Annotated in this window: 15 protein-coding genes; 14 read left to right on the top strand and 1 reads right to left on the bottom strand. The window is 43.7% G+C overall.

The genetic code is table 11. The features are described 5' to 3' along the window. Window positions 1–4: 4 nt before the first annotated feature. From ACVBD2_RS07535 to ACVBD2_RS07515, 5 genes are all read left to right on the top strand, one after another. Window positions 5–682 carry a tRNA (adenine(22)-N(1))-methyltransferase gene (locus tag ACVBD2_RS07535; RefSeq protein ID WP_167265268.1) on the top strand — a complete coding sequence of 226 codons (678 nt, stop codon included), beginning with the start codon at window positions 5–7 and terminating at the stop codon, window positions 680–682. Further along, window positions 669–1,466, top strand: coding sequence for a Nif3-like dinuclear metal center hexameric protein (locus ACVBD2_RS07530; protein ID WP_167265270.1), 798 nt, complete (start codon window positions 669–671; stop codon window positions 1,464–1,466). Before ACVBD2_RS07535 ends, ACVBD2_RS07530 begins: the two co-directional genes overlap by 14 nt. Before the next feature lie 16 nt (window positions 1,467–1,482). Further along, the gene (locus tag ACVBD2_RS07525) at window positions 1,483–2,586 is read left to right on the top strand and encodes an NAD(P)/FAD-dependent oxidoreductase (protein ID WP_461685526.1); all 1,104 of its coding nucleotides are present in this window, start codon (window positions 1,483–1,485) and stop codon (window positions 2,584–2,586) included. A gap of 101 nt (window positions 2,587–2,687) precedes the next feature. Then, window positions 2,688–3,707 carry a UDP-glucose 4-epimerase GalE gene (gene galE / locus ACVBD2_RS07520; RefSeq protein WP_461685525.1) on the top strand — a complete coding sequence of 340 codons (1,020 nt, stop codon included), beginning with the start codon at window positions 2,688–2,690 and terminating at the stop codon, window positions 3,705–3,707. 1 nt (window position 3,708) lies between these two features. Further along, the gene (locus tag ACVBD2_RS07515; RefSeq protein ID WP_461685524.1) at window positions 3,709–4,674 is read left to right on the top strand and encodes a glycosyltransferase family 2 protein; all 966 of its coding nucleotides are present in this window, start codon (window positions 3,709–3,711) and stop codon (window positions 4,672–4,674) included. A 73-nt stretch (window positions 4,675–4,747) separates the two neighbouring features. On the opposite strand, the gene ACVBD2_RS07510 is transcribed toward ACVBD2_RS07515, so the two are convergent. Then, window positions 4,748–4,951 (bottom strand): ferredoxin, encoded by a 204-nt coding sequence (locus ACVBD2_RS07510; protein ID WP_461685523.1) that lies wholly within the window; start codon window positions 4,949–4,951, stop codon window positions 4,748–4,750. 45 nt (window positions 4,952–4,996) lie between these two features. Between ACVBD2_RS07510 and ACVBD2_RS07505 the strand changes: the two genes are divergently transcribed. From ACVBD2_RS07505 to whiA, 9 genes are all read left to right on the top strand, one after another. Further along, window positions 4,997–5,491, top strand: coding sequence for an SAG1386/EF1546 family surface-associated protein (locus tag ACVBD2_RS07505; RefSeq protein WP_038805958.1), 495 nt, complete (start codon window positions 4,997–4,999; stop codon window positions 5,489–5,491). Window positions 5,492–5,500: 9 nt separating this feature from the next. Then, window positions 5,501–6,175: a (d)CMP kinase gene (gene cmk, locus ACVBD2_RS07500; RefSeq protein WP_461685522.1), complete on the top strand. Its 675-nt coding sequence runs from the start codon at window positions 5,501–5,503 to the stop codon at window positions 6,173–6,175. Window positions 6,176–6,293: 118 nt separating this feature from the next. Continuing rightward, window positions 6,294–6,800: a dihydrofolate reductase gene (locus ACVBD2_RS07495; protein ID WP_461685521.1), complete on the top strand. Its 507-nt coding sequence runs from the start codon at window positions 6,294–6,296 to the stop codon at window positions 6,798–6,800. 201 nt (window positions 6,801–7,001) lie between these two features. Then, window positions 7,002–8,234, top strand: coding sequence for an ATP-dependent Clp protease ATP-binding subunit ClpX (gene clpX, locus ACVBD2_RS07490; protein ID WP_002874765.1), 1,233 nt, complete (start codon window positions 7,002–7,004; stop codon window positions 8,232–8,234). A gap of 8 nt (window positions 8,235–8,242) precedes the next feature. Next, entirely contained in the window at window positions 8,243–8,830 is a 588-nt protein-coding gene (gene yihA / locus ACVBD2_RS07485) for a ribosome biogenesis GTP-binding protein YihA/YsxC (protein WP_000405203.1), read from the top strand. Window positions 8,831–8,839: 9 nt separating this feature from the next. Continuing rightward, a complete protein-coding gene (locus ACVBD2_RS07480; RefSeq protein WP_001140417.1) occupies window positions 8,840–9,220 on the top strand; it encodes a RidA family protein in 381 nt (126 codons plus the stop codon). A 51-nt stretch (window positions 9,221–9,271) separates the two neighbouring features. Then, window positions 9,272–10,162: an RNase adapter RapZ gene (gene rapZ, locus ACVBD2_RS07475; RefSeq protein WP_000163039.1), complete on the top strand. Its 891-nt coding sequence runs from the start codon at window positions 9,272–9,274 to the stop codon at window positions 10,160–10,162. After that, window positions 10,159–11,136 carry a YvcK family protein gene (locus ACVBD2_RS07470; protein WP_461685520.1) on the top strand — a complete coding sequence of 326 codons (978 nt, stop codon included), beginning with the start codon at window positions 10,159–10,161 and terminating at the stop codon, window positions 11,134–11,136. The genes rapZ and ACVBD2_RS07470 overlap by 4 nt, the downstream gene beginning before the upstream one ends. Then, window positions 11,133–12,044 (top strand): DNA-binding protein WhiA, encoded by a 912-nt coding sequence (whiA, locus tag ACVBD2_RS07465; RefSeq protein WP_461685519.1) that lies wholly within the window; start codon window positions 11,133–11,135, stop codon window positions 12,042–12,044. Before ACVBD2_RS07470 ends, whiA begins: the two co-directional genes overlap by 4 nt. The last annotated feature ends 29 nt before the right edge of the window (window positions 12,045–12,073 follow it).

Genomic DNA, 12,073 nt, shown 5'->3' with positions numbered 1-12,073 from the left:
GAAGATGATTTCAAAGAGATTAGAATTGGTTGCTTCCTTTGTGCCACAAGGGGCCGTTTTACTAGATGTGGGGAGTGACCATGCTTATCTGCCAATCGACTTGGTTGAAAGAGGACGAATCAAAAGTGCTATTGCAGGTGAGGTGGTAGAAGGTCCCTACCAATCCGCGGTCAAAAATGTTGAGGCTCACGGCCTAAAGGAGAAAATCCAGGTTCGTTTAGCCAATGGTTTGGCAGCCTTTGAAGAGGCAGACCAAGTATCGGTTATTACCATTGCAGGTATGGGTGGTCGTTTGATCGCTAGGATTTTAGAAGAAGGCTTGGACAAGTTAGCTAATGTAGAACGTTTGATTCTCCAGCCCAATAATCGAGAAGACGACTTGCGCATTTGGTTGCAAGAGAACGGATTTCAGATTGTATCAGAAAGCATCCTAGAAGAAGCTGACAAGTTCTACGAGATTTTGGTGGTGGAAGCGGGACAAATGAAGCTATCAGCCAGTGATGTTCGCTTTGGCCCCTTCTTGTCCAAAGAAGTCAGCCCAGTCTTTATCAAAAAATGGCAAAAAGAAGCTACTAAGCTAGAATTCGCCCTCAGTCAAATCCCAGAAAAAAATCTGGAGGAACGTCAAGTTCTAGTAGATAAAATTCAAGCCATCAAGGAGGTGCTCCATGCTAGCAAGTGAAGTTATTAACGCGTATGAAGGCTTCTGCCCTCAGGAATTTTCTATGGAGGGTGACAGTCGTGGTCTGCAAATTGGTACTCTAGACAAGGATATTCAAAGGGTTATGGTTGCCCTGGATATTCGTGAAGAGACGGTGGCAGAGGCCATTGAAAAGGGTGTGGATTTGATTATCGTTAAGCACGCGCCTATTTTTCGTCCTATCAAAGACTTGGTAGCCAGTCGTCCGCAAAACCAGATTTACATTGATTTGATTAAGCATGACATCGCAGTTTATGTCAGCCATACTAACATTGACATCGTTGAAAATGGCCTTAATGACTGGTTCTGCCAGATGCTAGGAATCAAGGAAACAACTTATCTTCAGGAAACAGGTCCTGAACGTGGGATTGGACGGATTGGGAATATTCAGTCTCAGACATTTGGGGAATTGGCCCAGCATGTCAAACAAGTCTTTGGTCTAGATAGTCTTCGCATGGTCCATTATCAAGAGAGTGATTTGCAGAAGCCTATTTCAAGAGTGGCAATCTGTGGTGGTAGCGGTCAGTCATTCTATAAGGATGCTTTGGCAAAGGGAGCAGATGTTTATATCACTGGCGATATCTACTATCACACAGCTCAGGATATGCTGTCAGATGGCTTGCTGGCATTGGACCCAGGACATTATATCGAAGTGCTTTTTGTGGAAAAAATCGCAGCACTTCTTACTCAATGGAAGTCAGAAAAGGGCTGGACTGTTGATATCTTGCCTAGTCAGGCATCGACTAATCCTTTCCACCATATCTAGTTAGAAAGTGAAGACAATGAAAAAAGTTGCCATTATTGGAGCAGGGATTGTGGGGGCGACAGCTGCCTACTACCTCGCGAAAGAAAGCCATCTAGAGGTGACCGTTTTTGACCATGGTCAAGGTCAGGCCACCAAGGCTGCAGCGGGAATTATCAGTCCTTGGTTTTCCAAACGCCGCAATAAAGCCTGGTACAAGATGGCACGCTTGGGGGCTGACTTTTATGTGGATTTGTTGGCTGATTTGGAAAAGTCAGGGCAAGAAATCGACTTTTACCAGCGTTCGGGAGTTTTTCTCTTGAAAAAGGATGAATCCAAGTTAGAAGAACTCTATAAACTAGCCCTCCAGCGCAGGGAAGAATCTCCCTTGATAGGTCAATTAGCCATTTTAGACCAAGCGTCTGCAAATGAATTATTCCCTGGTTTGCAGGGATTTGACCGCCTGCTCTATGCTTCTGGTGGGGCGAGAGTAGATGGCCACCTCTTAGTGACTCGTTTGCTAGAAGCTAGTCAAGTCAAGCTGGTCAAAGAAAAAGTGAGTCTGACACCTTTAGCATCAGGTTACCAGATTGATGAAGAGGTGTTTGATCAGGTTATTTTGGCAACGGGAGCTTGGTTGAAGGACATTTTGGAGCCTTTAGGATATAAGGTAGATGTTCGTCCTCAAAAGGGACAACTCCGAGATTATCAACTCTCAGAAGACCTAGAATCATACCCTGTTGTCATGCCAGAAGGGGAGTGGGATTTGATCCCTTTTGCAGGTGGGAAATTGTCCTTAGGCGCTACCCATGAAAATGATATGGAATTTGATTTGACAGTAGATGAAACCTTGCTCCAACAAATGGAGGAGGAAGCCTTACCTCACTATCCAGCCTTAGCTAAAGCGACTTCCAGATCTGAGCGTGTGGGAATCCGTGCTTACACCAGTGATTTCTCGCCTTTCTTTGGTGAAGTCCCTGGCTTAGCAGGTGCCTATGCAGCTAGTGGTCTAGGTTCATCAGGCCTCACAACGGGTCCTATCATTGGTTACCATCTAGCCCAATTGGTCCAAGACAAGGAGTTGACTTTGGACCCAGTAAACTATCCAATTGCAAACTATGTCAAACGAGTAAAAAGTGAATAAAATTTTACTGAAATTTTATCAGGTAGTTTAGGATGGCAAATGACATTCCCTATCAAAAATGGTAAAATAAGAAAAAATAATTCGAGAATCGAGGAAAAAAGATGCAAGAAAAGATTTTGGTAACTGGTGGAGCTGGTTTTATCGGAACCCACACTGTTATTGAGTTGATCCAAGCAGGTCATCAGGTTGTTGTGGTGGATAATCTTGTCAACAGCAACCGTAAAAGTTTAGAAGTTGTTGAAAGAATCACAGGAGTTGAAATTCCTTTCTATGAGGCAGATATCCGTGATACTGATACTCTCAGAGATATTTTCAAGCAAGAAGAGCCAACAGGTGTGATTCACTTCGCTGGTTTGAAGGCTGTTGGCGAATCAACCCGTATCCCTCTTGCCTACTATGACAATAATATCGCTGGAACTGTCAGCCTTCTAAAAGCCATGGAAGAAAATAACTGTAAGAACATTATCTTCAGTTCTTCGGCGACAGTTTACGGAGACCCTCATACAGTTCCAATCTTAGAAGATTTCCCGCTTTCAGTGACTAATCCATACGGTCGTACCAAGCTCATGTTAGAGGAGATTTTGACCGATATCTACAAGGCAGACTCAGAATGGAATGTGGTCTTGCTTCGTTACTTTAACCCAATCGGTGCTCATGAAAGTGGAGACTTGGGAGAAAATCCTAACGGAATTCCAAACAATCTCTTGCCTTATGTTTCACAAGTAGCAGTTGGAAAACTAGAGCAAGTGCAAGTTTTTGGAGATGATTACGATACAGAAGATGGAACCGGGGTTCGTGACTATATTCATGTCGTAGACCTAGCCAAAGGTCACGTTGCGGCTCTACAAAAGATCCAAAAAGGTTCAGGTCTTAACATTTATAACCTTGGAACTGGTAAAGGCTACTCTGTTCTTGAAATTATCCAAAACATGGAAAAAGCGGTGGGACGTCCTATTCCTTACCGCATCGTAGAACGTCGCCCAGGTGATATCGCTGCCTGCTACTCAGACCCAGCAAAAGCCAAAGCAGAGCTTGGATGGGAAGCAGAACTCGACATCACCCAAATGTGTGAAGACGCATGGCGTTGGCAAAGCAAGCATCCAAATGGATTTGAAGACTAAGATGATGATTTCAATCATTGTCCCATGTCTAAACGAAGAGGAAGTACTTCCTCTTTTTTATCAGTCTGTGGAAGCTCTGCTTCCTGACTTGGGGGCAGAGATCGAGTATGTCTTTGTGGATGATGGTTCAAGCGATGGCACTTTGGAGCTTTTGAAGGCCTATCGGAAGCAAAATCTTGCGGTACATTATATTTCTTTCTCACGAAATTTTGGGAAAGAAGCAGCTCTGTATGCAGGCTTGCAGCATGCAACTGGAGACTTGGTGGTCGTGATGGATGCAGACCTCCAAGATCCTCCTAGTATGCTACTTGAGATGAAAGCCTTACTAGACCAGAATGCAGAATTGGACTGTGTTGGGACACGGAGAACCAGTCGGGAGGGTGAACCCTTTTTTCGCAGTTTCTGCGCTGACCTCTTTTACCGCCTCATGCAAAAAATCAGTCCAGTGGCTCTGCCCTCAGGTGTTCGTGATTTTCGGATGATGAGAAGGTCTGTGGTAGATGCTATTTTAACCCTGACCGAGTCCAATCGTTTTTCTAAGGGACTCTTTGCCTGGGTGGGCTTTAAAACGCACTATCTTGATTATCCAAACGTTGAACGACAGGCTGGCAAGACTAGTTGGAGTTTTAGACAGCTCTTTTTCTACTCAATTGAAGGGATTCTCAATTTTTCAGATTTTCCCTTGATTATAGCCTTTGTAGCGGGACTTCTATCTTGTTTTATTTCTTTTATGATGACTGTTTTTGTAGTGTTTCGGACTCTTATTTTGGGAAATCCGACATCTGGTTGGACCTCTCTGATGGCTGTTATTCTTTTTCTTGGAGGGATTCAACTCCTGACCATTGGGATTCTAGGCAAGTATATCAGTAAGATTTATCTAGAGACCAAAAAAAGACCACTCTATCTCATCAAAGAAAAAAGTGATCTTTCTGTTTTTGAAGGAAAAAATAACCGGAAAAGACTATAATTTTACCTAGAAATATGCTAAACTAGTAACTGTGGGAATAAAGAGAAAAATTATCAACATCATTCCCTGTACACTACGATGGATCTTTTAGAAGTGCTCGTGTAGGACAATGTTTGATGGCCTCCAGAACATCGCTGGTCTCAGCGATTTCTCTTTGCAATTCAACTGGGTCATCGTAAAAGTGAACAATACCATTATCATGGTAATCAAAGAGTTCAGAGTAGGTCTGGCAAAGCCCACAGGCAATGCACCGTTCAGGTATAAGTGTGAGTTTCATATTTATATTGTAATAAGAAAATGTAAAAAATACAAGGAGTAAGGTATGGCAAAAGAACCGTGGCAAGAAGATATTTATGACAATAGAGAAGAAGAAACAAGATTAGAGCGTCGTCACCGTAAACAAAAAGGAAAAGGTGTTGTTGCCAATCGTGTCTTGACCATTCTAGCTAGCCTCTTCTTTGTAATCGTTGTAGCGATGGTTGTCGTATTGATTTACCTTTCTACTGGAGGAAGTAACCGCACGGCAGCTTTGAAGGATTTTTATGATTCTTCAGCTCCATCGTCAACCTCTAAAGTGGAAGAGTCTTCTTCCTCTACTAGTAAAGCTCAAGAAACGAAAGAATCAACTCCTTCAGAAAGTAGTTCTGAAGAACACACAGATGGAGAAGGAACGCTTACTGTGCAACCTGGAGAAGGAGAAGCAGCTCTTGCTCAGCGTGCAGGGATTTCCATTGCCCAGCTGGAAGCTCTAAATCCTTCTCATATGTCATCGGGAACTTGGTTTGCCAACCCTGGTGATGTCATCAAGACTAGATAGGAGTCGGAAATGAAGACAATTCAAATTGCTATTGATGGTCCTGCTTCCAGTGGTAAGAGTACGGTTGCAAAGATTGTCGCCAAGGATTTTGGTTACACTTATCTCGATACGGGTGCTATGTACCGTGCTGCGACTTATATAGCGCTCAAGCACCAGTTGAATGCAGGAAATGTAGACCAACTTCTTGAACTTCTTAACCAACACCCTATTAGTTTTGGACGTTCAGAGGCAGGCGAACAACTTGTTTTTGTAGGAGATGTTGATATTACTCATCCGATTCGTGAAAATGAAGTGACCAACAAGGTTTCCAGCATTGCTGCCATTCCTGAGGTGCGTGAGAAACTGGTTTCGCTCCAGCAAGAGATTGCCCAGCAAGGTGGTATCGTCATGGATGGGCGTGATATCGGGACAGTTGTTTTACCACAAGCTGAACTCAAGATTTTTCTAGTAGCCTCTGTTGAAGAAAGAGCAGAGCGCCGTTACAAGGAAAATATCGCCAAAGGCATTGAGACTGACTTGGAAACTTTGAAAGAAGAGATTGCTGCGCGTGACTACAAGGACAGTCATCGTGAAACCTCGCCTCTCAAGCAGGCTGAGGATGCAGTTTACCTCGACACAACTGGACTAAGTATCCAAGAAGTGGTCGAAAAAATTGAATCTGAAGCAAAAAAATATATGTCCTAGGGACGAGAGGAGCAGGCTAAATGAAGCCTGCTCCTTTTCTCTCTTTTGAGCGCGTTTCAAAACAGTCTTTTTGGGAGTTTTTTGATAAAATAGTAGTATCAATGAAAAGGATGGAAGCATGACAAAGAAAATCATAGCCATTTGGGCCCAAGATGAAAAAGGTGTGATTGGTAAAGAAGACCGTCTTCCTTGGCATTTGCCAGCAGAATTACAACATTTTAAGGAAACAACTTTGAACCACGCTATCTTGATGGGACGAGTGACTTTTGATGGAATGGGGCGTCGTCTGCTTCCTAAACGCCAAACCTTGATTTTGACACGAAACAGTGACCAAGTTGTGGATGGTGCGCTCGTATTTCAAGATGTGAAGTCTGTTTTAGCTTGGTATCAGAGTCAGGACAAAAATCTCTATATCATTGGTGGAAAACAGATTTTTCAGGCTTTTGAGCCCTATTTAGATGAAATCATCGTGACACAGATTCATGCTCAGGTCGAGGGAGACACCTATTTCCCTGAGGATTTTGACTTGTCTCTTTTTGAGACAGTCGCAAGCAAATCTTATGAGCGAGATGAGAAAAATGACTATGATTTTACCATCCAATATCGAAAGAGAAAGGAAGTCTAATGGAGCGCAGTATATTTGGATTTTTTACAGCTTTTTTGTGTGTGATCTGTATTTTGACTGGAGCACAGGCTTTTCGTAAGAAGCGCTATGGACTGTCTGCCTTACTCTGGTTAAATGCTTTTACCAATCTGGTCAACAGTGTCCACGCTTTTTATATGACCTTATTTTAGATAGAATGATAAATTAGAATGGAAGGAAATCATGCCTACAAATAGGAAAAATGATATGATGGTTTATTGCTCATTTTGTGGCAAAAGCCAAGAAGAAGTAAAGAAAATAATCGCTGGGAACAACGCCTTTATCTGTAATGAATGTGTTGAGTTGGCCCAGGAAATCATTCGGGAGGAGTTGGCCGAGGAAGTTTTGGCAGATTTGTCTGAAGTACCAAAACCAATCGAACTCCTCAATATCCTAAATCACTATGTAATCGGTCAGGATCGTGCTAAACGTGCCTTGGCAGTGGCAGTTTACAACCACTACAAACGCATCAATTTCCATGATACTCGTGAAGAGTCAGAAGATGTGGATTTGCAGAAGTCAAATATCCTGATGATTGGGCCAACTGGTTCAGGGAAAACTTTCTTGGCTCAGACTTTGGCTAAGAGCTTGAACGTGCCTTTTGCTATTGCAGATGCGACAGCTCTGACTGAGGCGGGGTATGTGGGTGAGGACGTTGAAAACATCCTCCTCAAACTCTTGCAGGCTGCTGACTTTAACATCGAACGTGCAGAGCGTGGGATTATTTACGTAGATGAAATTGACAAAATTGCCAAGAAGAGCGAGAATGTGTCTATCACACGTGACGTTTCTGGTGAAGGTGTGCAACAAGCCCTTCTCAAGATTATCGAGGGAACTGTCGCTAGCGTACCGCCTCAAGGTGGACGCAAACATCCACAACAAGAGATGATTCAGGTGGATACCAAGAATATCCTCTTCATCGTGGGTGGTGCCTTTGATGGCATCGAAGAAATTGTGAAACAACGTCTGGGAGAAAAAGTTATTGGTTTTGGCCAAAATAACAAGGCGATTGACGAAAACAGCTCCTACATGCAAGAAATCATCGCAGAAGACATTCAAAAATTTGGGATTATCCCTGAGTTGATTGGGCGCTTGCCTGTCTTTGCTGCTCTTGAGCAATTGACGGTCGATGACTTGGTTCGCATCTTGAAAGAGCCAAGAAATGCCTTGGTGAAACAATACCAAACCTTGCTTTCTTATGATGATGTTGAGTTGGAATTTGACGACGAAGCTCTTCAGGAAATCGCCAATAAGGCTATTGAACGCAAAACTGGTGCGCGTGGTCTTCGCTCAATCATCGAAGAAACCATGCTAGACGTTATGTTTGAAGTGCCAAGTCAAGAAAATGTGAAATTGGTCCGCATCACCAAAGAAGCTGTCGATGGAACGGAAAAACCAATCCTAGAAACAGCCTAGAGGTGACTATGGAAATCAATACACACAATGCTGAAATCCTGCTCAGTGCGGCAAACAAGTCCCACTATCCGCAGGATGAACTGCCAGAGATCGCCCTTGCAGGGCGTTCAAATGTCGGTAAATCTAGCTTTATCAACACCATGCTCAACCGCAAGAATCTTGCCCGTACATCAGGGAAACCTGGGAAGACCCAGTTGCTCAACTTCTTTAACATTGATGACAAGATGCGTTTTGTGGATGTACCAGGTTATGGCTATGCCCGCGTTTCTAAAAAGGAACGTGAAAAATGGGGGCGCATGATTGAGGAGTATTTGACCACTCGGGAAAATCTCCGTGCCGTGGTCAGTCTGGTGGATCTCCGCCACGACCCGTCAGCAGATGATGTGCAGATGTACGAATTTCTCAAGTATTATGAGATTCCGGTTATCATCGTTGCGACCAAGGCAGACAAGATTCCTCGTGGTAAGTGGAATAAGCACGAATCAGCAATCAAAAAGAAATTAAACTTTGACCCCAGTGACGACTTCATCCTCTTTTCATCTGTCAGCAAGGCAGGGATGGATCAGGCTTGGGACGCAATATTAGAAAAATTGTGAGGGAAAGAAATGGCAAAAACAATTCATACAGACAAAGCTCCAAAAGCAATCGGACCTTATGTTCAAGGGAAAATCGTTGGCAATCTTTTGTTTGCTAGCGGTCAAGTTCCCCTATCTCCTGAAACTGGAGAAATTGTAGGAGAAACGATCCAAGAACAGACAGAACAAGTTTTGAAAAACATTGCTGCTATTTTGGCTGAAGCAGGAACAGACTTTGACCATGTTGTCAAAACAACTTGTTTCTTGAGCGATATGAATGACTTTGTTCCTTTTAACGAGGTTTACCAGACTGCCTTTAAAGAGGAATTTCCAGCTCGTTCAGCTGTAGAGGTTGCACGTCTTCCTCGTGATGTAAAAGTCGAAATTGAAGTGATCGCAGAGATTGGATAAGCTAGTTGAAGTTTGGCTCTGCCAAACTTTTTTTGATATAAGGAGAGATAGATGACAAAGAAACAACTTCACCTGGTGATTGTGACAGGTATGAGTGGTGCAGGGAAAACAGTAGCCATTCAGTCCTTCGAGGATTTGGGATATTTCACTATTGACAATATGCCACCAGCCCTCTTGCCAAAGTTTTTGCAGTTGGTAGAGACCAAGGATGATGACCACAAACTGGCCTTGGTTGTGGACATGCGTAGCCGTTCCTTCTTCTCAGAGATTCAGGCCGTTTTGGATGAATTGGAAAACCAAGATGATTTGGACTTCAAAATCCTCTTTTTAGACGCAGCAGATAAGGAATTGGTGGCACGCTATAAGGAAACTAGACGAAGTCACCCTCTAGCTGCTGATGGTCGGATTTTAGATGGCATCAAGCTGGAACGTGAACTCTTAGCACCTTTGAAAAATATGAGTCAAAATGTGGTGGATACGACAGAACTCACTCCGCGTGAACTGCGTAAAACCATTGCTGAACAATTTTCAGACCAAGAACAAGCCCAGTCTTTCCGTATCGAGGTCATGTCTTTTGGATTCAAGTATGGTATCCCTATTGATGCAGACTTGGTCTTTGATGTCCGTTTCTTGCCAAATCCATACTACCTCCCTGAACTCCGTAATCAGACAGGTGAGGATCAAGCAGTTTATGACTATGTGATGAATCATGAAGAGTCTGAAAGTTTTTATCAGCACTTACTCGCCTTGATTGAGCCCATTTTGCCAAGTTACAAAAAAGAAGGCAAGTCTGTTTTAACCATTGCAGTAGGATGTACAGGTGGACAACACCGTAGTGTGGCCTTTGCCAAGCGCATAGCTGAGGACCTTGCTAAAAACTGGCCTGTCAATGAAAGCCATCGTGACAAAGACAGAAGAAAGGAAACGGTAAACCGTTCATGAGAAAACCAAAGATAACTGTAATTGGTGGAGGAACAGGTATCCCCGTCATTTTGAAAAGCTTGCGAGAAAAGGATGTTGATATCGCAGCCATCGTAACGGTAGCTGATGATGGTGGCTCTTCTGGTGAACTAAGAAAGAATATCCAACAGCTGACACCACCAGGAGATCTTCGCAATGTCCTGGTAGCCATGTCGGATATGCCTAAGTTTTATGAGAAGGTTTTTCAGTACCGTTTCTCAGAAGAGGCTGGAGCTTTTGCGGGTCATCCGCTAGGAAATATTATCATTGCTGGCCTATCTGAAATGCAAGGGTCCACTTACAATGCCATGCAGTTGCTAAGTCTCTTTTTCCACACAACAGGAAAAATCTACCCATCAAGCGATCAGCCTCTGACACTGCATGCAGTCTTTAAAGACGGTTCTGAGGTGGCAGGTGAGAGCCACATTGCAGATCATCCAGGTATGATCGACCATGTCTATGTGACCAATACCTTGGATGATGAAACACCCCAAGCCAGCCGTCGAGTAGTCAATACCATTCTCGAGAGTGACATGATTGTCTTGGGGCCTGGTTCCCTCTTTACATCGATTTTGCCCAATATTGTCATTGAGGAGATTGGACAGGCTCTCTTGGAGACTAAGGCAGAGATCGCCTATGTCTGCAATATCATGACCCAGCGTGGGGAAACAGAGCACTTTTCAGACAGTGACCACGTGGAAGTCCTCCATCGACACTTAGGTCGGCCTTTTATTGATACGGTCTTGGTTAATATCGAAAAGGTTCCTAGAGAATACATGGATACCAACCGTTTTGATGAATATTTGGTTCAGGTAGAGCATGACTTTGCTGGTCTTTGCAAGCAGGCTCCTCGTGTGATTTCATCCAACTTCCTTCGTTTGGAAAATGGAGGAGCCTTCCATGATGGTGATTTGATTGTAGACGAATTGATGCGCATTATACAGGTGAGAAAATGAGTTTTACAGTTGCAGTAAAAGAGGAAATTCTTGGTCAACATCATCTAAGCCGCCATGAATTGTCTGCCATTATCAAGATGTCTGGCAGTATCGGTCTCTCGACTTCTGGCCTAACCTTGTCAGTCGTGACTGAAAATGCCAAGTTGGCTCGGCACCTTTATGAGTCCTTTCTCCATTTTTATGAGATCAAGTCAGAAATTCGTCACCATCAGAGAAGCAATCTTCGTAAGAATCGTGTCTACACGGTCTATACCGATGAGAGAGTGCAGGAGCTTTTAGCTGATTTGCGACTTGCGGATTCCTTCTTTGGTTTGGAGACGGGTATTGATCCCGATATCTTAGCAGATGAGGAGGCTGGACGTGCTTACTTATGTGGTGCCTTTCTGGCAAATGGCAGCATCCGAGATCCGGAGTCTGGTAAGTACCAGTTGGAGATCAGTTCCGTTTATCTGGACCATGCCCAAGGACTAGCCTCTCTCCTTCAGCAGTTTTTGCTGGACGCCAAGGTTATTGAGCGCAAGAAAGGTGCAGTTACCTATCTTCAACGTGCAGAGGACATTATGGATTTCTTGATCGTGATTGGGGCCATGCAAGCGCGTGATAATTTTGAGCGCGTCAAGATTTTGCGTGAAACCCGTAACGATCTCAATCGCGCCAATAACGCTGAAACAGCCAATATCGCTCGAACGGTTTCTGCTAGTATGAAGACCATCAACAATATCAGTAAAATCAAAGATAGAATGGGTTTGGAAAATTTACCCGTGGATTTGCAAGAGGTAGCGCATTTGCGAATCCAGCATCCAGACTACTCTATCCAGCAGTTGGCAGATAGCCTGAGCAATCCCCTAACCAAAAGTGGTGTCAACCACAGACTCAGAAAGATAAATAAATTAGCGGAAGAACTATAAAACCACGAATCGTTGATTCGTGGTTTTTT

The sequence above is a fragment of the Streptococcus sp. KHUD_018 genome (genome assembly GCF_054861215.1).
This window is presented reverse-complemented; position numbering and strand designations above follow the sequence as displayed.